The 21959-nt window shown below is 54.3% G+C and carries 24 protein-coding genes; 12 read left to right on the top strand and 12 right to left on the bottom strand.

What is annotated here, in order from left to right; genetic code table 11:
* Positions 1-137 precede the first annotated feature (137 nt).
* Positions 138-674: a lipocalin family protein gene (locus PUV54_RS03600; RefSeq protein WP_274494195.1), complete on the top strand. Its 537-nt coding sequence runs from the start codon at positions 138-140 to the stop codon at positions 672-674.
* 23 nt (positions 675-697) lie between these two features.
* On the opposite strand, the gene PUV54_RS03595 is transcribed toward PUV54_RS03600, so the two are convergent.
* The 3 genes from PUV54_RS03595 to PUV54_RS03585 all read right to left on the bottom strand — a co-directional run bounded on the left by PUV54_RS03595 (position 698) and on the right by PUV54_RS03585 (position 3515).
* A complete protein-coding gene (locus tag PUV54_RS03595) occupies positions 698-1243 on the bottom strand; it encodes a hypothetical protein (RefSeq protein ID WP_274494194.1) in 546 nt (181 codons plus the stop codon).
* Between the two features lie 387 nt (positions 1244-1630).
* A complete protein-coding gene (locus PUV54_RS03590) occupies positions 1631-2764 on the bottom strand; it encodes a site-specific DNA-methyltransferase (protein WP_274494193.1) in 1134 nt (377 codons plus the stop codon).
* Between the two features lie 142 nt (positions 2765-2906).
* Positions 2907-3515, bottom strand: a complete 609-nt coding sequence (locus PUV54_RS03585) for a ribonuclease HII (RefSeq protein WP_274494192.1) — start codon at positions 3513-3515, stop codon at positions 2907-2909.
* 132 nt (positions 3516-3647) lie between these two features.
* Here PUV54_RS03585 and PUV54_RS03580 point away from each other — a divergent pair, with 132 nt between their 5' ends.
* Positions 3648-5147 (top strand): alpha/beta hydrolase, encoded by a 1500-nt coding sequence (locus tag PUV54_RS03580; RefSeq protein WP_274494191.1) that lies wholly within the window; start codon positions 3648-3650, stop codon positions 5145-5147.
* Between the two features lie 222 nt (positions 5148-5369).
* Here the strand turns inward: PUV54_RS03580 and PUV54_RS03575 are convergent, their stop codons facing one another.
* Positions 5370-5594, bottom strand: a complete 225-nt coding sequence (locus PUV54_RS03575) for a tautomerase family protein (protein ID WP_274494189.1) — start codon at positions 5592-5594, stop codon at positions 5370-5372.
* A 141-nt stretch (positions 5595-5735) separates the two neighbouring features.
* Between PUV54_RS03575 and PUV54_RS03570 the strand changes: the two genes are divergently transcribed.
* Complete coding sequence (locus PUV54_RS03570; RefSeq protein WP_274494188.1) at positions 5736-7298, top strand: winged helix-turn-helix domain-containing tetratricopeptide repeat protein; 1563 nt, start codon at positions 5736-5738, stop codon at positions 7296-7298.
* Positions 7299-7301: 3 nt separating this feature from the next.
* Here the strand turns inward: PUV54_RS03570 and PUV54_RS03565 are convergent, their stop codons facing one another.
* Both PUV54_RS03565 and PUV54_RS03560 read right to left on the bottom strand, forming a co-directional pair.
* Positions 7302-8015, bottom strand: coding sequence for a dioxygenase family protein (locus PUV54_RS03565; protein WP_274494187.1), 714 nt, complete (start codon positions 8013-8015; stop codon positions 7302-7304).
* 805 nt (positions 8016-8820) lie between these two features.
* Positions 8821-9984: a PA0069 family radical SAM protein gene (locus tag PUV54_RS03560; protein WP_274494186.1), complete on the bottom strand. Its 1164-nt coding sequence runs from the start codon at positions 9982-9984 to the stop codon at positions 8821-8823.
* A 145-nt stretch (positions 9985-10129) separates the two neighbouring features.
* Between PUV54_RS03560 and PUV54_RS03555 the strand changes: the two genes are divergently transcribed.
* The 8 genes from PUV54_RS03555 to PUV54_RS03520 all read left to right on the top strand — a co-directional run bounded on the left by PUV54_RS03555 (position 10130) and on the right by PUV54_RS03520 (position 15875).
* A complete protein-coding gene (locus PUV54_RS03555; protein WP_274494185.1) occupies positions 10130-10378 on the top strand; it encodes a hypothetical protein in 249 nt (82 codons plus the stop codon).
* An 83-nt stretch (positions 10379-10461) separates the two neighbouring features.
* Positions 10462-10659, top strand: a complete 198-nt coding sequence (locus tag PUV54_RS03550; RefSeq protein ID WP_337999185.1) for a helix-turn-helix transcriptional regulator — start codon at positions 10462-10464, stop codon at positions 10657-10659.
* A gap of 215 nt (positions 10660-10874) precedes the next feature.
* The gene (locus PUV54_RS03545) at positions 10875-11528 is read left to right on the top strand and encodes a hypothetical protein (RefSeq protein ID WP_274494184.1); all 654 of its coding nucleotides are present in this window, start codon (positions 10875-10877) and stop codon (positions 11526-11528) included.
* Positions 11525-12217 (top strand): hypothetical protein, encoded by a 693-nt coding sequence (locus tag PUV54_RS03540; protein WP_274494183.1) that lies wholly within the window; start codon positions 11525-11527, stop codon positions 12215-12217. The genes PUV54_RS03545 and PUV54_RS03540 overlap by 4 nt, the downstream gene beginning before the upstream one ends.
* Before the next feature lie 61 nt (positions 12218-12278).
* Positions 12279-12977 carry a TIGR04283 family arsenosugar biosynthesis glycosyltransferase gene (locus PUV54_RS03535; RefSeq protein ID WP_274494182.1) on the top strand — a complete coding sequence of 233 codons (699 nt, stop codon included), beginning with the start codon at positions 12279-12281 and terminating at the stop codon, positions 12975-12977.
* Complete coding sequence (locus tag PUV54_RS03530; protein WP_274494181.1) at positions 12977-13579, top strand: TIGR04282 family arsenosugar biosynthesis glycosyltransferase; 603 nt, start codon at positions 12977-12979, stop codon at positions 13577-13579. Before PUV54_RS03535 ends, PUV54_RS03530 begins: the two co-directional genes overlap by 1 nt.
* 48 nt (positions 13580-13627) lie before the next feature.
* Positions 13628-14776 (top strand): dipeptidase, encoded by a 1149-nt coding sequence (locus tag PUV54_RS03525; RefSeq protein ID WP_274494180.1) that lies wholly within the window; start codon positions 13628-13630, stop codon positions 14774-14776.
* 82 nt (positions 14777-14858) lie between these two features.
* Positions 14859-15875, top strand: coding sequence for a DUF3667 domain-containing protein (locus tag PUV54_RS03520; protein ID WP_274494179.1), 1017 nt, complete (start codon positions 14859-14861; stop codon positions 15873-15875).
* A gap of 47 nt (positions 15876-15922) precedes the next feature.
* Here PUV54_RS03520 and PUV54_RS03515 read toward each other — a convergent pair whose 3' ends face one another.
* The 3 genes from PUV54_RS03515 to PUV54_RS03505 all read right to left on the bottom strand — a co-directional run bounded on the left by PUV54_RS03515 (position 15923) and on the right by PUV54_RS03505 (position 18669).
* Complete coding sequence (locus PUV54_RS03515; protein ID WP_274494178.1) at positions 15923-16132, bottom strand: hypothetical protein; 210 nt, start codon at positions 16130-16132, stop codon at positions 15923-15925.
* Between the two features lie 306 nt (positions 16133-16438).
* Positions 16439-17260 (bottom strand): peroxide stress protein YaaA, encoded by an 822-nt coding sequence (gene yaaA, locus PUV54_RS03510; RefSeq protein ID WP_274494177.1) that lies wholly within the window; start codon positions 17258-17260, stop codon positions 16439-16441.
* 17 nt (positions 17261-17277) lie between these two features.
* Positions 17278-18669, bottom strand: a complete 1392-nt coding sequence (locus tag PUV54_RS03505) for an FAD-binding oxidoreductase (protein WP_274494176.1) — start codon at positions 18667-18669, stop codon at positions 17278-17280.
* Positions 18670-18862: 193 nt separating this feature from the next.
* Between PUV54_RS03505 and PUV54_RS03500 the strand changes: the two genes are divergently transcribed.
* Entirely contained in the window at positions 18863-19621 is a 759-nt protein-coding gene (locus PUV54_RS03500) for a class I SAM-dependent methyltransferase (RefSeq protein ID WP_274494175.1), read from the top strand.
* 148 nt (positions 19622-19769) lie between these two features.
* Here PUV54_RS03500 and PUV54_RS03495 read toward each other — a convergent pair whose 3' ends face one another.
* The 3 genes from PUV54_RS03495 to PUV54_RS03485 all read right to left on the bottom strand — a co-directional run bounded on the left by PUV54_RS03495 (position 19770) and on the right by PUV54_RS03485 (position 21937).
* Positions 19770-20753 carry an L-threonylcarbamoyladenylate synthase gene (locus PUV54_RS03495; RefSeq protein WP_274494174.1) on the bottom strand — a complete coding sequence of 328 codons (984 nt, stop codon included), beginning with the start codon at positions 20751-20753 and terminating at the stop codon, positions 19770-19772.
* A gap of 79 nt (positions 20754-20832) precedes the next feature.
* A complete protein-coding gene (locus tag PUV54_RS03490; RefSeq protein WP_274494173.1) occupies positions 20833-21219 on the bottom strand; it encodes a hypothetical protein in 387 nt (128 codons plus the stop codon).
* Between the two features lie 118 nt (positions 21220-21337).
* Positions 21338-21937, bottom strand: a complete 600-nt coding sequence (locus PUV54_RS03485) for an outer membrane protein (protein ID WP_274494172.1) — start codon at positions 21935-21937, stop codon at positions 21338-21340.
* Positions 21938-21959 lie beyond the last annotated feature (22 nt).

The raw sequence follows: 21959 nt of genomic DNA, 5'->3' as shown, positions 1-21959 counted from the left end.
CCCTCCCGTCAGTGCGGCTTGCACCATAGCCAACGCGCTGGCTTCGTAAAGCGTCGTTTGCTGTTCCAGCGGCGAATAAGTTTGAACGATCGAGGATGACGCCTATATGACGGCTAACTGAAAGTGAGCGACCCCCCATGCGCATATTGTCTTTTATTCCGATGATGCTGTTGGCTGCTTGCGGCGGACCGCCGGTCAATCGCGATGCGAGCGTTCCGCTTGAAACGGTCGATTACGTCGATACGAAACGCTACCTCGGCAAGTGGTACGAGATCGCGCGGTTTCCGAACCGGTTTGAGAAAAACTGCGAAGGCGTTACGGCGGAATATGCGCGCCGCGACGACGGGCTGATTAGCGTCACCAACACCTGCCGCAAGGGCGCGCCTGATGGCGAAGAAAAAGTCGCGAACGGCCGCGCGCGCATCGTTGATGAAGAAATCAATGCAAAGCTTGAAGTCAGTTTCTTCGGCCCGTTCTGGGGCGACTACTGGGTGATCGGTCTGGCCGAGGATTATTCTCTCGCGCTCGTCGGCGAACCGTCGGGACGGTATTTGTGGATTTTGTCACGGACGCCGATGATTTCAGATGAAGTGCGTGACGGCGCGTTGAGCGATCTAAAGGCGATGGGCTATAATACGCATGCGCTTTATTGGACTGAGCAAGAAGCCGCTTAGGTGTCGGTAGATGCTGTATTCGTTCATCGCTCGAGCTGATTGCGGAGTGAACGAACAAGCGTAAACTGTCGATTTCGTAAATCTTTTATACGATTCAAAATTACTTCAACCTCGGCGGCTTTTCCATTTCTGCTAGCTTCAACAAATTGATTGTTGAGAGTATCTATTTGGCTGAAGAGGGCTAACACTTCAGTCAGATATTTTTGTGTCTTTGAGTTTTGCTCTTGCCTCTTAGTGTCGGTAACTTGCATCAAGTTAAGTTCTTTGAAGAACCGTTCTTGTTCCTCTCTATTTCGTTGCGCTTCGCTCCTGAGGGTCTCTATTTGTTCTTGAAGCAGTTGTCGAGTTTTAAAATCTTCAATCTCATCTACTTGCTCATCACGTTTCGCAGCATCAATCAGAGCTTGTTCTTCGCTTGCTAAGAATTGAGATCGTGTTTGTTCTAGTCTGAGTTTTTCGGTCAGGATTCTGTCGGTAGTTCTTGTATTTCGCAATTTTCGTTGTGTCGTCGGTATCTCAGCCACAAATGCGCTGAAAAGCGAAATCCACGGAGCTATAACGGCAAACATTACCCCTAAGAAAAAGGGCCAACTTATTGTTGAGCGCACGGTTGTGTTGGCATCAAAATATTGAAACTGTCTCTTCGACAGACTTGTCGGCGAAAGCAAGATAGAAAAGTGCCTTCCAGTTTAGTATCAGGAATACAAGTGCTATTGAACCGAAAATCGGTGAACGGATGCGCGAGTTCATCGCATCAAATATTTCTTTAAGACTGTCCATGACTTATCTCAGTAATAAGTTGCTTACCGAGGTAAAATATTGCGATTCTCTAGTGGTCAACCAAAAGCAGCCGTCATTGAGGGGTGAATGAATACATTCACACTCACAATCCACCTTTAGTGTTGGAATTATTGCAGTGGATCCCGGATCAAGTCCGGGATGACGGCGGAGAGAACCTACCCCGCCATGCCCTTGCGGATTTTATCGCGCAGGAAGTCGATGGGTTTGAGGCCGGTCTTTTCCTCGTAATGCCAATAGGTCCAGCCGTTGCAGGCCTCGGCTTTTTGCACGGCGGCGCCGACTTTGTGGATCGAGCCCTGAATTTCCGTCTCGCCGTCTTTCACGTAAAGCGAGCCGTCGGCGCGCACTTTCGCTGAGTAGTTTTTGTTGCGTGAATAAAGTTTGGCGCCCGGCTTGATCAGTTTCGTTTCGATTACCTGACCGAAGGGGACGCGCGGTGCCGCCTTTGGCGATGGCTGCGTTTGCAAATCGTCGCCTTCGAGCGGCTTCACCCTGGCGATGCGCTTTCTCGCCGCGGCGATATAGGCCTTGTCGCGTTCAATGCCGATGAAATGACGGCCAAGATATTTCGCCGCCGCGCCAGTAGTGCCGGAGCCGAAAAACGGATCGAGTACTACGTCGCCCGGATTAGTCGAGCCGATCAGCACGCGATAGAGCAACGATTCCGGCTTTTGAGTCGGATGTGTTTTTGCCCCGTCATCGCCCTTGATGCGTTCATTGCCGGTGCAGATCGGGAGTTCCCAGTCTGAACGCATCTGTAAATCATCATTGGCGGTTTTAAGCGCGCGATAATTGAAGGTGTATTTTGATTTTTGATCGCGCGCGGCCCAGATAAGGGTTTCATGTGCGTTGGTCAGGCGCGTGCCGCGAAAATTCGGCATCGGATTTGTCTTGCGCCAGATGACGTCGTTCAAGATCCAGAAGCCCGTATCCTGAATGGCCGTCCCCACACGAAATATATTGTGATAGGAACCGATTACCCAGATTGCGCCATGGGGCTTCAGAACGCGCCGCGCTTCGCTCAGCCATTCACGCGTAAAATCGTCATAGGCTTTGAACGAGTCGAACTTGTCCCATTCATCATCAACGCCATCGACGCGGGAATTATCAGGCCGCGTCAACTCAGCTTGCCCAAGTTGTAGGTTGTAAGGCGGATCGGCGAACACGAGATCGACTGACGCGTCGGGCAGTTTTTTCATTGCCGTGATGCAATCACCTGAAACGATTTTGTCGAGATATTTCTCGATGTCGTTTTTCGTCGCCGTTGTTTTTTTCTTTTTCGCCGGCATCGCCCGCCCTCTTTCCGCAACCCTCAAAACGAAGGAGCGGCACTTTGAGTCGAGGCAGACTCGCCGTCAAGTCACGGCGCTAATTTTTCAATGGAGTCAGGATGTTAAGAGATTAGTAACCAATGTTAACAGGCGCCGCGTTTTAAGAGTCCGCACACAACATATTGTGGATCGGCGCAAAGCTTTTGCGATGATGTGGTGTGACGCCAAATGCTTCCAGACCTTCGCGGTGCGCGGGCGCGCCATATCCTTTATTCTTTTCCCATGCGTAATGCGGATGTTCGAGTGCAAGATCGCGCATCATTTGATCGCGCGTTGTCTTCGCGATGATCGACGCCGCTGCAATGGATAACGACTTGGCATCGCCTTTGACGATCATTTGGGTCGGCGCTTTCAATTGAGGTTTCTGCGAGCCATCGACGATGCATGTCTTCGGCTGAATCGAGAGCGACACTTCTGCGCGCGCCATGGCCAGAAAGGTGGCTTGCAGAATGTTGATCTCGTCTATTTCATCAACGCTGGCGACGCCAACGCCGACGATAGCGCAGGCGTAGATGTCTTTTGCGATCATCTCCCGGCGTTTTTCTGTAAGGGTTTTTGAATCGCGCAGCCCCGGCGGAATGTTGTCACGGTCAAGGATAACAGCGGCAGCAACGACCGGACCAGCCCACGGACCGCGGCCCGCTTCATCGATGCCTGCTACAGGCGCCGCAAGTGAAGATTCCAGTTCAAAGGTGGGGCTTACAATCATCACGCACTCGCAAAATAGCCTATTCAATCGATTCGTGCGATTTGCGCCAGTACGAACATCTGCAAAGATAAGATTGCTTGAAATGCTCCATTACTACGATTAGCACTATAATGAGTTCTGACGGAGGGGATCATGAGGAATTTTTTCAGTAATCCATGGGGCGTTGCCGTTGGCGCTGTGATGCTGGCGGCGAGCGTCACGGCATGCGCGCATCAGGAAGTTTATGTGGATGAAAAGTCCGCTGTCGTAGGTTTTGATATAGCGCCTTGTGAGCCGGCATTTGATGGATATGAGGCCGATTGCGGCGCTCTTAACGTCTATGAAAACCGTAAAACCAAAACCGGCCGTATTATTCCCATCAAATTTGTCCGCGTCCGCGCGCGAAATGGAAATGAAACCGATGATGCGGTTTTTGTGTTGACAGGCGGGCCCGGAGAAGGCGCGACGCCCAATGCTTCTGTTCGAATGCAAATTGAACCGACCATGGCGACGCGCGATCTGGTTATCGTCGATCAGCGCGGTACGGGCGGATCAAATCCGCTCGATTGTCTGAAATATGATCTCGCCGGTCGGCCCGAAGCATTCAAGGAAATGTTCGAACGTCCGTTTTTTGACCCTGAGAACTATAAGAAGTGCAAAGACCGTCTCAGTGAAAAAGCCGACCTGACGCAGTACACGACCAGCATTATCGCCGATGACATTAACGATCTGCGTGAAGCGCTTGGGTATAAAAAAATGACGCTTTCAGGCGGATCTTACGGAACGACGCTTGGGCTCGAAATCATCCGCCGTCACGAAAACCATGTGCGCGCGGCTGTTTTTAAGGGCGTTGTTCCACCCTCTGTTTTTCAAACTGAAACCCTTGCTGCTGACGCCGATATGGCGTTAGAGGGCGTCATTGCGGCTTGTGAAAACGACGCCTCCTGCAATGAGGCTTTTCCTTCCTTTCGTCAGGACATGGCCGAAGTTCTGGATGATGTCGCCAAAGAACCAGTGAAAGTTACGCTGCCGCATTCATTGACACAAGAACCGACGCAAGTTCGCGTCAAGTATGGTGAACTCGCGACGGCCATCAGATACGTACTCTATTCGGCGCAGGTTTCAGCAGGTCTGCCTTTGGCCGTTAGTGAGGCTAAGGCTGGCGATTACACCAAGTTGACGCAATTTCTGCCCACATTGCTATATCAATTGTCTGAAATCGGAACGGAAGGCATGTGGGCGTCAGTCCGCTGCGCCGAAGAGTTCCCATATATTGATGTATCGCGCACGCGAGCACTGTCAGAAAATACAATGCTGGGAACGGCGCGTCTCGATTCAGGCCTTGCCATATGTTCGTTCTGGCCGCGCGGGGAGCGGGCGGAAAATTTCGCCGATCCTGTCAGGGCCGATACGCCAGTCTTGATGCTAACGGGAGAGTATGACGCGGCGTCACCGCCCTGGATGGGCGAAGAAGCGGTGCGGCATTTGCCCAACGCCCGGCTTGTGGTTGTGCCGAACAGTTCTCACTGGGATTTGGGCAATCCCTGCGTCAATCAAATGGTAATTGAATTTGTCGATACAGCCGATGTGAATGCAATTGACGCCAGTTGTGCGGCTGACGCAAAGCGCCCGCCATTCACTCTGCCTCAATAATTTTTGCGCCGCCTGTTCTTGAGATTAGCAGAACACGCGGCGCTTTATACGCTGTCGCAACTTGCCGCCACATGGTTCAGGCGAGAACTTGAAATGCATAGACCGCAGGGGCGAATGCAGCCGCCATGACAGCGGCGCACGACAATGCTGCAAATAATCTAAACATGTCTTTCTCCTTTTCTTTTTTTGGATCGCGAAACTGTCGGCGGTCGGGAGCTTTTTTTAGGCGGCCTTGCCGGCGGCGAGGGCATGGACTTCGCGGGCAGACAGTTTTTGACCGCCGATCGCCCAGTCGTTGCCTTTTACTTCATTGATCTTGACCCAGGTGACCTGGCGCATGTTTTCGCCTTCGACCTCGATAATGGCTTCAGTGAGCTTATCGATCAGATCGGCTTTCTGGTCAGGGGTGAAAACGTCTTCGATGACATCGATTGTTACGAGTGGCATTGGGTTTCTCCTTTTTCAAAGTATTGGGCGGCATCGTTCCGCCCGCTGATGAGGAGGGTGTAGGTCGGCAGCTCCCGTGAATCCTGAAGAAGATCTGGAGATTTCCGGGAGAATCGCAGGATTTCGGGCTATAAAGCCTACATGATCTATGCGTTCGGAGATTTTGAACTCGATGCGCGGGCAGTTGAGCTCCGTAAAAACGGGTCGGCGGCGCCGGTCGAGCCGCAAGTGTTCGCGCTTCTGGCGCTGCTCGCCGAAAACCATGACCGCATGGTTTCGAAAGACGAGATCATCGAGAAAATCTGGGACGGTCGCATCGTATCCGAAGCGGCGCTGACAAGCCGGGTGAAATCGGCGCGCGCCGCGCTCGGCGATGACGGCAAGGCGCAAAAGTTCATCAAGACGGTCCACGGCAAGGGTTTCCGGTTTGTGGGAGAAGTGAAAGCGCTCAGCCCACGAACATCAATTGCAGCGACGTCTTCTGCGCCCTTGACCGCGCCATTGACGCCTCAACAATCGAAAAAACCATCAATTGCTGTTCTTCCGTTTCGGCTCGTTGGTGTTGCGGGCCCCTATGCGGCTATCGCAGATGCGCTGCCCGATGAATTGATTTTTGAATTGTCGCGATTGCGCTGGCTGTTCGTCATTGCGCGCGGATCGTCGTTCCGCTTTCGCGGCGGCGAACCCGATATGAGTGAAGTCGGAGCGGCGCTTGGCGTTCGCTATTGCCTGACCGGCTTTATTGAAATCGTCGGTGATAGTATTGCGGTGACAGTTTCGCTTGCCGATACGCGCGACGGCGGCGTGATCTGGGGCGAGCGCTATCAGTCAAAGCTTGACGATATTTACGATATAAGGAGTCAGATCGTCGCCAGTATTGTTTCATCGCTGGAACAGCAAATTTCCGTGCATGAGGCGCAAGCAGCGCGTTTGCTAGGCCCTGAGAATCTCGACGCCTGGTCCGCCTACCATATCGGGCTTCAACATCTTTATCGCTTTAACAATCAGGACAATGAAGCAGCGGCGGCGATGTTTGAACGCGCCATTGCCTTGTCGCCGAACTTTGCCCGGGCTCATGCGGGGCTTTCATCGGCGCGGTTTCAGGACGTATTCGTTCAGTACAAGAATGATATTGCCGCCGCGCGAATGGCGGCGCGGGTACATGCGGAAAAGGCGGTTGACCTCGATCCGCTTGATCCGTTCGCCAATTTCGTCATGGGCCGCGTTCACTGGATCGAAAACAACGTCGCCGGCGGCGGCGCCTGGCTTGAGCGCGCCATCCGGCAAAGCCCCAATTACGCGCAAGGGATTTACGCAAGCGCTTGGGCCGATACGGTGGCGGGACGCGCCAGCGCGGCGCGCGAGAATGTAGACTTGGCTCTCAATTTAAGCCCGCTCGATCCTTTCCGTTATGCCATGCTCGGCGTGCGCGCCTTTACGCATTTTACTGACGGCGAAATGGCAGAGGCGGCGCGGCTTGCGGATGAAGCGGCGCGAACCCCAGGCGCCCATGTGCTGATCGCCATGATCGCCGTCGGCGCGCATGAGGCGAATGGCGACAGGGCGAAGGCGGAGACTTGGGCGAGGAACGTGCGCGAACGCAACCCCGCCGTCAGCCGCAAGGAGTTTTTCATGTCGTTCCCGTTCGAGCATGACGACACCCGCGAGCGGATTTCAAAAGCGCTTGAAGCGCACGGGTTTTAGCGATCACGCCATAGAAAAGTCGAATGCGGCTTTATATCCGTCGCCGTCTTTTTTCACGTCGAGCGTTAGCGCTGTCAGTGCGTATTCGTCGCCTTTCAGCACAATGTCGCGATTGGGGCCAATCGGATTTGGCCCGCGCGCAGCGTATGGTTCGGTTTCGTAAATCGCCGTTTCGAAATCGCGGGCGAAATAGAGTTGCGTCGAGACCGCCGTCCAGTCTAGATCGGGCATGACCGCGCGCGCATGAATGTGCGGCAGGCGCGGCACGTACCAGCCAGGGACGATGGTCGTAAAACTGGCAACGCCGTTTTCATCTGTAATTTGACGGCCGCGCAAGAATGACTCGCTGGAGTAATCGGCGCCAGGCCCCGTCATCTGCAGCGTTGTCAGGTCAAAATTGATGTTCTGGAACCCGGCATAGCGCCCGATTGCATCGCAATGCCAGATATCGACCACAACGCCCGGCGCCGGAGCGCAGGCAAGCGGCTCCATCACTTTGATATCGAGTTTTAAAACAGCGCCTGGCAAGCCTTCGCGAATATCAGAGCGCAACGGATTGTCCGCCGTGATATATGGCCCTGGCGTTTGCTGTACCACCGGTTTGCAGGCGCCGCTCGGCATGACGAGTTTCTTGTCGTCTTTCGCAAGCGCAAACGTTCCGGCGCCGGTTGAAAACATCAAACCGCCCGCGCCGGCTACAAATCTTCTTCTGTCCATTATGCCATCCCCTTTTTCTATCGGGCGCGCTTGAGGAGCACACCTTAGATGCGCATACGAATAAATTTCATCAAAGGCAATGTTGTTATGTAATTCGCTATTGCAGCAACTGTTGTTTTGTAACGGTTTCATGGGTGAATTTGGTCTTTACCGAATTGATAGATAAACTCTGGCATGTAGCTACATAAGGGGAGTATGAAATGAGGTTGGTTGTTTCACTAGGCGTTGCCTTAATGGTTTTTGCTTTCTTCAGCAGCGATGCATCCGCGCGGCCGTTTGCCAGGGATTGTCCGGCTGGCGCTGCAGACAATTTTCGCGATGTTATTGATTACCTAGACGAACATATGGACGATGTTAGGGCCATATACGAGGCTGATCGTAGTTATCACCCAAGGCGCGGCGCTGACCGGCGTGTAAAAAGACGGCTTGGACGAGACCGGAAACTAAACAACCTTTGGTTTGCATGCGCGGGTAATTCTGCTCCGTTATGTAAAGGATCGTCAGGACGACATGCGATGGGTGCGGCGAGTAACAAAATTCGTATCTGTTATAATAAAGTTCGAACGGAATCGCTTGCATCATCGGGGCGAGGTTTTTGCCGCTTAGTAGGGCTTGTCGCCCATGAATTTGGCCATGCGGTCGGCATAAAGAAAGACAGGGTAGGGCTGCATTCCAAGAACGGCAATGATCGAGTCTATCAATGGGGTTTTGCTTGGGGTAATTACTGCCGCGCACAAGGCGATGATCGCGACCTATAGCAGTTGTGTATTGCAGGCCGGCGTATAAATGCGGGTGCCGGCCTGCGTCACCCAAACAAATCCATCTGGCCTGAAACTTCAGCCGGGACGCGGAAGAGCGAGAGGTCGAGCGGTGCCCGCTCACGATTGAAACCGAGTTTTGCGCGGGTTCGGGCGTTGCGTTGCGCGATGAGCTGCGCATAGGGCGTTTTAATCTCGCGCCCGCGCGACCAGTGCGGGTCGTAATCCTTGCCGCCGTTCATGTCGCGAATATGGCGCATGATGCGTTTGGCGCGGGTCGGCGCGAACGTCTCGAGCCATTCCTGAAACAAGGGCGAGACCTCTAGCGGCAACCGCAAAACCGTAAAGGCGGAAAAGCTGGCGCCGAGTTCAGCCGCCTTTTCCATGATGCCTTCCATTTCGTCATCATTGAGACCGGGGATCATCGGTCCGGTCATGATGCCGGTGGAAACGCCGGCGTCAACGAGTTTATTGATCGCCTCGAACCGCCATTTCGGGGCCGAAGCGCGCGGCTCCATCGATCGCGCCAGCGCTTTATCCTCTGTGGTGATCGACACCATGGCGCGGGTGAGATTCTTTTCCGCCATCGGTCCAAGTATGTCGAGGTCGCGTGTAATGTTCTGCGATTTCGTCAGTATGGTGACGGGATGGTTGAATTTTGAAAAGACGCCTAAAATCCCGCGCATGATCTGAAACTTGCGTTCGATCGGCTGATAGGGGTCGGTGTTCGTCCCCATGGCGATGACTTGCGGGCGATAGTTTTTGTCCGACAGTTCTTTTTCAAGGAGTTTCGGCGCGGAAGGCTTGGCGAACAGTTTCGATTCAAAATCGAGACCCGGCGAAAGGCCCATATAGGCGTGGGTCGGCCGCGCGAAACAATAGATGCAACCATGCTCACAGCCGCGATAGGGATTGATGGAGCGGTCAAAGCCCACATAAGGCGAGTTGTTGAAGGTGATAATCTTGCGCGGTTTTTCGAGCGTCACGTCAGTGCGCAGGGGCGGCATGTCTTCGTCGAGGTCCCAGCCGTCATTCACCTCCTCGCGCTGGTCCTTTTCATAACGCCCGGAGGCGTTAGACCGCGCGCCGCGCCCTTTCCCTGCGGCGGCCGATTGGGCGGTGTGCGCCCCGGCGGCTGGGGCGTCGGCCGCCGTCTCCCCCAATGTCGGGCGGCGGGTCGGACGGAAGGAAAGGTGCGCGGCGCGGGCCATGGCCGGAAGCTATCACCAGATAAGAACAAATCAAGAACATTTTTTCTACAGGGTGTTTTTTGATTGTAAAGCGAACTTGACATTCTTGGGTTTTGGTTTATGTAAAGCCTGCTTTACAAATCAAACGAGTCACAGGAGAAGAAAAATGAGCTGGAAAAAACTGGCGTTACTGGCGGTGTGGGGCGTAGCGATTGCGGCCTGGGTCGGGCTGGCGGTGTTTTATACAACCGATCCGTCGACGACAGCCTGGACCATCGGCGTTGCAATCGGCGCGGTGCTGTTAGAAGTCGCATTCTGGTCGACCGCCGCGATTTTGGGTTTGAGTTTGTGGGAAAGCCGAAAAGCGGTCTGGCGATTTTTAACGCGCCCGTTCCGCAAAAAGTCATCGCAATAAACAGCACGACGTAGAGCGCCGGGCTGCGAACAAAAGAAAGAAAAGCGCATGCTGGACAAGTTCATAACCATCTGTTGGCGCTGATGGAGAACCGTTTAAAGGAGCTGCGCGCGGAACGCGGCTGGTCGCAATCCTATCTCGCTGAACAACTTGATGTCTCGCGTCAGACGGTGATCTCGCTGGAGCGCGGGAAATACGATCCCTCGCTGCCGCTCGCGTTCAAAATTTCTAATGTTTTCAGCCAGCCCATCGAAGCGATTTTCAAGCCTGACAGCGAATAACCAACAGACAAGGCAAAAAAAGAAAACGGCGAATATTCAGGAATGGCAAATTGCACCGAGCCATACCGCAATAAAAGATACAAAGTTTATTTTGCCGTATTTTTCAATGCTTTACCTTCCAGTAGATTGGCGTGCCGTTATGGTGATAAGCTAAATTTTACGGGCGTCTGTTTTCCATACGATTCATGTCTGAAGAACACAGGGGGGGGCGAGCAATGGTGGAAAAGAAAGCTACAAAAAACCCTCCGCAGGGCGATGAAGTTCTGCGGCATAAATGGCAGCGGCTGTTGCTTCCGTTTTTAACAGGCGGAATATTTCTTTTAGGCGTCGTTTTCTTTGCGGTCAGCGCTTGGCAACTCGATAATCTTGGCAAACGCTTTGAGCAAGGTCCTGAAGACATGCTTGCGAGCTCTGTCTTTGTACTTAACACAGAAGGCCAGGCTGAAAACAGCAGTGCAATTGAAAGTGTTGAACTGGGCCGTGAAAGGCTCGTGAGCAAGCCTTTATTCATTTTAGAACATGATCTGGTCGCGCGGCGCTATCATCAAGCGAATTCCCTGCTTATTGCCCGTGTATGGTTTGGGTATATCATGATCACGACAGGTATGATCCTGTGCCTGATCGGGTCGTTATTTGTTTTAGGAAAATTATCGTCCGGCGAAACAACTGTAAGCGGAAGCGCCGGTAAAGGGTCTGTAAGTTTTGTCTCGACGTCTCCAGGGTTGGTTTTGGCGTTTTTCGGCGCCGTTCTGGCTATTTCGTCGCAGTTTTTTGCAACGCGCCTAAGCATTACTGACACAGCAACATATATAGAGGCGGGCGCGCCATCATCTGAAGTTGAAATCTCCACTGAGGGCTTTGGTTCATGAAGAGACGATCTTTTCTAATATTCGCGGTGTGTGCGCTTTTGCAGCTTGGCGCCGTACAGGCGGATGATAATGAGACGGCGAAGGCGCTTTATGAGCAGCAAAGGTATCGAGAAGTTGTCGCGTTGTTTTTTCAGCGCACAAACGTGTTCAATCAGTCGGATATGAAAGATTTTATATTTTTTACAGGCGCCAGCGCCTGCAAGCTGGAAGGCGTTCAACCGCTGGGAATCGCTTTGTTTGAAAGACTAAAACGCGGCTCGCTGACTGTGCGACAAAAATCCACGATAGCAAGAAATATTGAAAGTTGCTGGCCTGCAGCGCGGCGCATATTGGCGCTTGCTTCGCGCCGCCTTCCTGGCGGAATCGGTGTTGGCAAATCGAAAGACACCGCAGGGCTTGAACGAAAATTTGAAGAACTTTTCGCAAGCCTGCCCGATACGCTTGACCCTGAGGTTGTTGAACAGATTGCCTCCATCAGATCAGATGCGATTGAGATTGCGAATTATCGTGATGTTGTAGCTTCAATCGGAATTCTTGGTCTCGATCCGGATCAAGATGGATTTGAGCAAAGAATAGAATACTGGAGGATGGTGAGCGAAGAGATGCCGGACAGAATAATCGAAGACAACTTTGTGATCCTGCCAGAAATTGAGCAGGAAAGGTTTAACAACCTGCCGCAACGTAATTAGGCACACTGATAACGGCGAGATTCCGACAGTACTTCCTTACCGGATAGATGAAAGAGAAATTGTGATAGCGCCGTGCATTTCGGTCGTCATACCTGCCTTGAATGCTGAGGTGCGTATCACCGAATGCCTGAACGCGCTTGTTCCTGCAGTCGTTGGCGAACTGGTGCGTGAGGTTATCGTCGTCGATGGCGGCTCTGAAGATAAAACCTGCGATATCGCTGATGGCTTTGGTGCGGTGGTTTTGCAGGCGCCGCCGGGGCGAGGCGGGCAGCTTGGGGCCGGCGCACGCGCTGCTAAAGGCGAATGGCTTTTGTTTCTGCATGCGGACACAGTGCTGGAACAGGGGTGGGAAACGGAAGCCGAAAAATTCATCGCAACCAATCCGTTTCGCGCAGGCGTTTTTACATTGCGGTTCGATGCAATAGGGGTCGCGCCGCGCCTTGTCGCCGCCGGGGCCATGGCGCGCACGGCGATTTTCAAGGCGCCTTATGGCGACCAGGGATTGTTGATTTCAAAAAAATCGTACGAAGAAATCGGTGGCTATGCTGATCTGCCGTTAATGGAGGATGTTGATTTCATGCGCAGGCTGGTGAAGGCGAAAGGGCGGGGCGTGCTGCATGTTCTGAAGGCAAAAGCGATAACTTCCGCTGAACGGTACGAGCGTGACGGATATATGGCGCGGGTTTTCAAGAATACGCGCACGCTCGCGCGCTACTATCTGGGCGCCGCGCCGGAGCAACTGGCGAAAGACTATCGATAATGCGCGGTACGGTCGTCGTCTTTGTGAAAGCGCCAGTGGCGGGGCGGGTGAAAACCCGGCTCGGCGTGGAGATCGGCATGGCCCGCGCGGCGGCTTTATTCCGTATCATGATGAACAATACGATTGCCGAGGCGGAAAAGGGGCGATGGCGCACGGTGCTCGCAGTCGATCCGCCGTCAGCGGCGCATCAGGACGCCCGGTTCTGGCCGCGCCGCCTGCCGCGCGTTGTGCAGGGGCGAGGCGATCTTGGTGAGCGCATGAAAAGAGTTTTTGACGTCATGCCGCCGGGACCTGTCGTCATCATCGGCGCTGATGCGCCGGAGATGCGCACGCGGCATTTGCGCGAGGCGTTCGATAAGCTTCGCGGCGCCGACGCGGTATTCGGCCCGGCTGAAGACGGCGGCTACTGGCTCATCGGTCTTGCCCGCCGTCGCGCCGCGCCTGATCTTTTCGACGGCGTCAGATGGTCAACAAAACACGCGCTGAAAGACACGCTGAAAACGCTGCCTGAAAAATTCGATGTCCGAATGCTAGAAACTTTGAGGGATATCGATCATGCGGCCGACCTTAAGCATTTAGCGCGGCATGTTGCAAAGCGTTGACGGCTACTGAGGGTCGCGTCACTCTCCTGTAAAACGCGGGAGGGCTTCATGAAATGGATCGGGTTGGCGCTGGCGGCGCTTTTGTTAGTTGGCGTTTATGTTTTCTACGGCGTCCTGCCGCAGCGTTTCGACCGCAACAATAATGTCGTCATCCCGCACGAGCCTTATGAGATTTCAGAGCGCGCCCGCGCGCTGCACGAAACCATACCCGTCGCTGACCTACATTCAGACATGCTGCTCTGGCGGCGCGATCCGCTAAAGCGAAACATGCGCGGGCATACGGATCTGCCGCGTCTCCGCGATGGCGGTGTTGCGTTACAGGTTTTTACCGCCGTCACCAAAACCCCGCCAGACTTGAATTACGATGAAAACGAAGCAGACAAGGACGCGCTGACCCTGTTGATGATTGCGCAAGCCTGGCCGGTGCGGACATGGAATTCCATTTATGAGCGTGCCGCGTATCAAGCATCGCGTCTCGATAAATTGGAAAAACGGGCTGACGGCGGCTTTGTCTACGCAAAGACAAAAAACGATTTGCAGGGCGCAATTGATCACGGCGCGCTGGCGGGGGTTTACGGGATTGAGGGAGCACACCCTCTCGAAGGCGATATCGAAAACCTCGATAAGCTTTATGACGCTGGCTTACGCGTTATGGGGCTGCAGCATTTTTTCGATAACGAACTTGGCGGCTCCCTGCATGGGACGTCGGGCGCCGGACTGACGGCGTTTGGTAAGCAAGCGGTTGATCGCGCTGTTGAAAAAGGCATGATCATCGATGTCGCTCATTCGTCAGAAGCAGTGGTGCGCGAAGTTCTGGCGCGCACCGATAAGCCCGTGATCGTTTCTCACACAGGTTTAAAGGGGCATTGCGACACGCCGCGAAACATTTCCGATGAAACCATGAAGATGATCGCCGATCATGGCGGGCTCGTGGGGGTTGGCTTCTGGGATGCAGCTGTGTGCGATCCGACACCGGCGGGTATTGCCGGCGCAATCCTTTACGCTGTGGAACTGTTGGGCGTTGATCATGTGGCGCTCGGTTCTGACTTTGACGGCACGGTCACAACGCCTATCGACGGCAGTGAAATGGCGGCGATCACCCAAGCGCTGATCGATGCCGGCGCCGATGACGAAACCATTCGCGCCGTTATGGGCGAAAACGCAGTGCGCTTTTTTCTGGAGCATTTGCCAGGCTAGCCGCCTGATTTTGATTTCCGGCGCAACGTGGTAATCTGCGCGCTGACATTTCATTGACGTAAATATCTTGCGGGGGCGAGAGATGACAGACGCAATTTCGAATTGCAAAAATTGCGGCGCGAAGCTGACAGGTGAATACTGTCAAAGCTGCGGCCAGAGGGCAGACGAGCCGAGGCGGGTGGTCATTGGCCTCGTACAGGATTTTCTGGTTGATACGCTGGCGATTGATGGCAAGTTAGCCCGAACCATCTGGTTGTTGCTTTCCCGACCGGGGCGGCTCGCGCGACGTTACCTCGACGGACAGCGTGTTCGGTATTCACCGCCGTTCCGGCTTTATCTCTTCGCCAGTGTTTTCTTTTTCCTCGCTGCGTTTGCGACGTTTACGCCAGGCGGCAAGAAACTGGCTTCGGACTTGTCTGCGGCTATTGACGGTGAAGACTTAACAGTTAGCGAAAGTGTCATGGCCGAGATGGAGGCGCGTGACCCAGGCGCAGCGGCGGAACTGCGTGAGCTGCAACGCGAGATCGAAGCAGAAACACAGCAAGCCGATGCAGATGAGGAAACCAGTGAGAGCGAAGAGAACGATAACGGTGTTTCGCTAAGAGACACCAAGTGGGAAGATACCAATTACAGCGGCCCGGAATGGCTAAAGCCTTACGTCAGGCAGCTTTATGAATCGGCGCAATTCGCGATGGAAGACCCGCGCCTGTTCTTTGCGGAAAGCCGTGAAAACCTGCCGCGCGTCATGTTGCTGGCGCCGGCTGTCTACGCGCTGATTTTGCTATTGCTCTACGTCTATCGCCGCAAGTTTTACGTTTACGACCATTTTGTCATCAGCCTTTACATGCACGCAGCATTATACGCGTATTTGTTGTTAGCGTTGTTGCTGGGCAAAGTTCCTATTATTGGCGAATTATTTGCCGCGCTGGTGTTAATATGGGGCGCGTTTCAGCCGCTGCTCGTATTCCGGCAGGCTTATGGGTCGAATTGGATTTCCGTCGTGTTGAAATGGGTGATTTCAACTGCGCTCTACTATATGGCGCTGATCTTTATCATCATGTTCGGAATTTTCTTCAGCCTCTATCAGAGCGGCGCATAAGCGCCGCACTGAAGGTCCGGTAGGTCACGGATGATCGCGGAGTGGGGTTATTGTGACGCCAGCGGTGTTGCGGTAGCGCAGGCGGAATAACATTCGTCGAATACACCGGGCTCTGCGGCGCCGGTTGCAAGTGCGGCCGGAATCGCGATCGCCATGGCGGCGAGGCCAATCACCACATAAAGAGCGGTCATTGCGGTTTTCGGGCCGACTTTCACTGGGGCGGCGGCGTAATCCGCCGGATGCGTTGTAACAGCCATTATGGTACTCCTAAAGCCTTGTTATTTGGGCCGAAAAATACCGCCGACCCATATTTATGCGGCTCTGACGCAAATAGCGTCATAAAACTGTAATAATATATGGCGCACAATTTGCGCTTAGTCAAGCAGAAAGCGCAAATACTGCGCCTTTGACACAAAAGTGTAATCTTTCTGGTCGGGCGAAGCCCTTATTTTATGCGGGTTTCAGTGCTGCGGCCTTAATCGGCGCACACGTTTTGTGACAGTTCGGGTGTCCCAAAAGCTCTTCTCACGGCTGTCAGACTGTAACAAACAAAGTCCGCGCGACTAGGCGGCTTTCTTTTTAGCCTTGGCCGTTTTTTTCTTCCCGACCGGCGCGGGCTGCGGGCGGGTGAAAATCCACTCCTCGTTAGAGGACAGCTCTTTGGAAAATTTGTAGCCGCCCACATTGAATTTTTTGAGGTCCGCCGCCTTGTCGATGCGTTTTTCGATCGCCCAGCGGGCCATCATGCCGCGCGCCTGCTTGACGAAGATCATCATGGCCCGCGCCTTGCCGTCTTTGATCTCCTTGAAGTTCATCATGATGAACTTCGCTTTCAGCGCCTTCCGGTCAACGGCCTTGGCGTATTCGTTCGACGCCAGGCAAACGATGGTCGGGTCGGCATGACCCTTCACCGCCTTGTCGAGTTCTTTCGCTACAACGGGCTGCGAGTATTCATGCAAGTTATTGCCGCGCGGGTTTTTCAGGCGCGACCCCATTTCAAGACGATAGGGTTGAATGCCGTCGAGTGGACGCAACAGTCCGTAAAGCCCAGATAGAATTCGCAAGTGATCTTGCGCATATTCAAGGTCTTCGGGCTTCAGCGTGTTTGCATCGAGCCCGCGATAAACATCGCCGGCGAAAGTCAGCGCCGCCTGTTTCGCCCCCGGCGCCTTGCCGCTCGTCTTCAGCGATTTAAACCGCTCGTAGTTGAGATCCACCAGATTGTCGGAAATCCCCATCAGTTTTTTGATGTCGGTTTTTTTCAGCTTTTGCGCGACGCTGGCAATCTCTGCGAAATCTTTTTTCAGCGTTGGCGCGGTCGCCTTCGGCGCGTTTGGCGCTTCGTCGAAATTCATCGCCTTGGCGGGGGATAAAAGCATGAGCATTATAAAAGTTTTCCTCGTTAAATCATCTTGCCCGGGTTCATGATGCCATTGGGATCAAGAGCGTTTTTAATCGCACGCATCATACCGAGTTCGACCTCGCTTTTACGTTTGGCGAGCGTGTCGCGGCGGTGGCGGCCAACGCCATGTTCGGCGGAGATCGATCCATTGAATGAGTCGATCACATCGTAAACGGCGGACTCGATTTTGGCGCGTTTATCATCCAGCGCATGCGGGCCGCCGCCCTCAGCTCCCACAACATCATAGTGAACATTACCGTCGCCAATATGGCCGAAGGCGACGACGCGCGCACCGGGCGCGAGGCGCGCCACCGCTGCTCCTGCTTTTTCAAGAAAAGCAGGAATATCGCTGGTGGCGACGGAAACATCATGCCGCGCGCCCAGCCCCTCGCCATTGATGCCTTCGGAAATCGAGTGACGGATGCGCCACAGGCTTTGGGTCTGCGCTTCGTTTTCGGCGATGACCGCATCCTTTATCAAGCCTTTTTCCAGCGCGCCGGCGAGCATGTCTTCGATATCGCTGCGCAGTCCCGTCTTCTGCCCCGATGAAAACTCCATCAGCACGTAGAACGGGTGACGCTCGCCAAGTGGGTCGCGCGTATCAGGAATATGCTTCAGCACAAGATCGATGCAAATACGCGCCATCAATTCAAAACTTGTTGCTGCGCCGCCGGTTTCATTCTGTGCGTACGAAAGCAAAGCCACTGCGTCCCGGGCGGAACTGACGCCAGCGCAGACAGTGACTTTTTCCGCAGGCAAGGGGAATAACTTCAACACCGCCGCAGTTACGATCCCGAGCGTGCCTTCGCCGCCGATGAAAAGCTGTTTCAGGTCGTAGCCCGTATTATCCTTACGCAGACGTTTAAGGCTCGACAGGATTTCGCCGTTCGGCAACACCGCTTCCAGGCCCAACACGAGATCGCGCGTGTTGCCGTACCGCAAAACATTCACGCCGCCGGCATTCGTCGAAATGATACCGCCGATCTGGCACGAGCCTTCCGACCCGATAGAAAGCGGGAACAAACGATCAGCTTCTTTCGCCGCCTCCTGAGCCTCGGCGAGCGTCAACCCGGCATCCACGGTCATGGTGTTGTTAAGGGGTTCGATTTCACGGATGCGGCGCATGCGTTTCAATGAAAGCAATATCTCGTCGCCGGACGGTATCTGTCCGCCGACCAGTCCCGTGTTGCCGCCTTGCGGCGTTATCGCGATGTTGTGATCAGCGCAGATTTTGACAATCTTCGCCACTTCTTCCGTTGAAGCCGGGCAAACGATCATCGCGGCTTCGCCCGGCCAGCGCCCGCGCCATTCAGATAAAAACGGCGCCGCATCATCGCTTGCAATCTCGCCTTTAGGGCCGACAACATCCTTTATGGCGCGAAGGGCGCTCATTGAGGGGGCAGGTCGTTTTATATCGGGCATATGGTCTGATCCGGTTTAGCCAATTTAGTAGTCACCCACGCGCGGCGGTTCAAGCAATCTGACTTCCTTCGCCCGAGGGTTGAACGCTTTTGCAATCAGGCGGAAAGCCAGTTAACACTCGCGCCCGGCCCGGTAAGGGGCCGAACATTTCTGGGAGAGAGAAATGCGCTTACGAATTTTAGCAGCGTTCGCGGCGGCGCTATCGCTTTTAACAGCGTGTGGCGGGCAGGGTTCTGATGAGGGCGCTGTTTCAGCAGCGCTTGCTGATCCCGCGCGGCCTGAAGCAGACAAGGCTGACGATGAACTGCGCAAACCTGCGAATGTTCTCTCCTTCATCGGCGTAGAGCCGGGCATGACATTGTTCGAAATGGAAGCGGGCGCCGGGTATTATACGGAGCTGTTCTCAAAGCTTGTCGGTCCTGACGGCGAAGTCGTGATGCAGAACCCGCAAGCGTTTGATACTTTTCTGGGCGATGCCGTTCCAGAGCGCGTTGATGGGCGCCTCGGCAATGTCCGCGTTTCGAAAACCAATTTTGACAATCTGGATGCCGAAAACGGCGCCGCTGACATCGTGACATGGATTTTGGGGCCGCACGAACTCTATTACGAACCCAATGGCGCTGGCTCGCTCGGCAGCGTTGAAGCAACCTACGCTGAAATTTTCCGTATCCTGAAACCGGGCGGCGTTTTTGTGGTGCTCGATCATGCTGCGGCGACGGGCTCTCCGGCGAGCACTGGCGGCACGACCCATCGTATCGACCCGGCTATTGTAAAACAGCTTGCAACAGATGCGGGACTCATTTTCGCCGGCGAAAGCGATGTCTTACGTAATCCTGATGACAACTACGCAACAGGCGTTTTCGACCCAAGCGTACGGCGCAAAACAGACCGCTTTTTATTCAAGTTCAAAAAGCCTGAATAGAAATCATTACAGACCGAATTCACTGGCGTGCTGAAACCCCGACGGCTTGATCTCCCCCGGTCTGAACCGTGAGTTGGTGCGCCGTTTGGCGCCATCTCACAGAGCTTTTCAGCAGACAGAAAACGGTAGTTGCAGTGTTTTTTGATAGTCAACGCGGCGCGGCTGCGCGCTTCAAACGATCGTTTATCGCTTCGCCTAGACCTTCCATGGGAACACGCGCCGCTGCAATAGTTTTGAGACCATGCGCCGCCGCCATGCGGTCAAGCGCGCGCAGATGACTGAAAAGATTGGCGGCGGCTTCTCGCAAGTCGCCTGTTTGAGACAGGTTCAGTGCAAATTCTCCTGAACCACTAACTTTTCCGTAGCCCAGAAACACTTCGCCTTCTTCCTGTGAGTTTGCATTCAGGCGCATGACAGCGTCAGGCGCATAATGGCTGGTCATCATGCCGGGCGCTTCAATCTTTGCATCGCCGGCATTTAACAATTGTTTGCCTATGATGCACCCAATGTCTTCCCGGGGAACGCCGCCTGGGCGCAGCAGCGTTACGTTATCGTCCTCAACTTTCACAATCGTCGATTCAACACCAATCGTGCATTGGCCGCCGTCAATGATCATATCGACACGTTCGTCCAAGGATTGCCTGACATCCTCGGCGCGTGTCGGACTGATGCCGCCCGACTGGTTTGCGCTTGGCGCGGCGAGCGGTCTCTCAACCGCTTTGATCAGGGTTTGCGCGATCAAATGATCCGGCATGCGCACGCCGACCGTGTCGAGACCGGCGGAAACAAGCAACGACAGAGGACTGTCCTCGCGTCGCGGCAATACGAGCGTCAGCGGTCCCGGCCAAAAGGCTTGCTCCAGTTTTTCCGCCATCGGTGAAAACTCAACATACGCCTTCGCCATCTCAGCGCCGCTGACATGTATGATGAGTGGATTAAATTGCGGGCGCCCTTTGGCTTCAAAGATGCGAGCAACAGCAGAATCGTTGGTGGCGTCCGCAGCGAGCCCGTAAACCGTTTCCGTGGGCATGGCGACGAGCCCGCCGGATAGGATGACGTCTTTGGCCTGATCGACTGCATCATTAATCGCCATCGGTGTTTTTACCTGGCTGCCATTGGTATCGTTGCTCATAAAGGGTGACATAAAGCGTCGTGGTTCGGTTCGCCAGCCGTTAACCAGAACCCCAGCCTTTGACCATCCGCGTCAGGCGTCAGCTTATTTTCATAAGCTCGACAATCCACGCGCAGCCATTGTCGAAAACGCCGCCCGTCAACCGGCCGCCGCCGTCTATCCTGCCTTCGAAAACGACGCCGTGTCGTCCAGGAAAATAAAAGTCAGCGTTAAAAAAGCCGTCCTGCATGACGACGCCTTTAACAGTCTGCCATGAGCCGTCCCATGCCCGCAGGGCGCCGTTGCGAATCTCAATGCTGCTGAGTGGCAGCGCGCGGCAGGCCGGGTCCGACAATCCTTCAGACAGCGTCGCTGCGCCTGCATAAACACCGTCATACTGATAGGAAACGGCGGCGCCAGCGTTGCCCGTCATCAGAAGGGCGGTGATAGCGGCAAGCGTTAAGGTTACTGACTTTGTTCGCGTCATAATATTTCTCCGCCGGGATAAACTAGCAAATTCCAAGCCGAGGCGCGCGCAAAGACGTTCTATAAAAAAGGCGCGGTCAGGAAAACCCTGCCGCGCCCTTACTGATTCAGGTTTAAGCCTAGAATTTTCTCATAAGAACAAGGTTGATGCTATGGGAGTCGTATTCCATCTCAAGCGTATCGACGCCGTCCGAGAAGGTCGAGGTCGCTGCGTCAAGATAACGGTATTCAACACCGGCGCTAATACGCTGGCTGAGGTTTTTGCTGACGCCTCCAATACCCTGCCATGCAAAGACGAGGTCATGGTCGCCAGGTCCGCCCACACGCGCGCCGCCGGCGCCAGCGCCGATATAGGGCGTAAAGCCGTTCTCGAACGGCGATTTGACAATGGCGTTCCCCATGAAGCTGAGCGCATTGATATTGCCGTCGATTGGCAGGCCGAAGTCTTCGACAATAATGCCGTTAACGCCTTTTGAGCGATATGCGACTTCTCCTTCGATTGCGAAAAACTTGGAAAGGTCAGCGCCCAACGCGCCACCTACGAGATAACCGGCTTTCGTGTCGATCTCGCCGGCGCCAGAACCGATGCTTGGGAAATCGGCGGTAATGTCCTGGTCTGACGGAAACGTCGCGCCGCCGAAAATTTTGCCGTAAGGGTCCGCATGAGCGGAGGTCGCCGCCGTTACGCATAACGCGGCCGCGAGCATGATGTGACGCATGGAAAGTTCACCATAGAAGCAG

Origin of the sequence: Hyphococcus flavus (genome assembly GCF_028748065.1) — a bacterium.
Classification (GTDB): Bacteria; Pseudomonadota; Alphaproteobacteria; order Caulobacterales; family Parvularculaceae; genus Hyphococcus; species Hyphococcus flavus.
The sequence above is the reverse complement of the archived record's forward strand: the minus strand, read 5'-3'. Positions and strand labels throughout refer to the sequence as shown.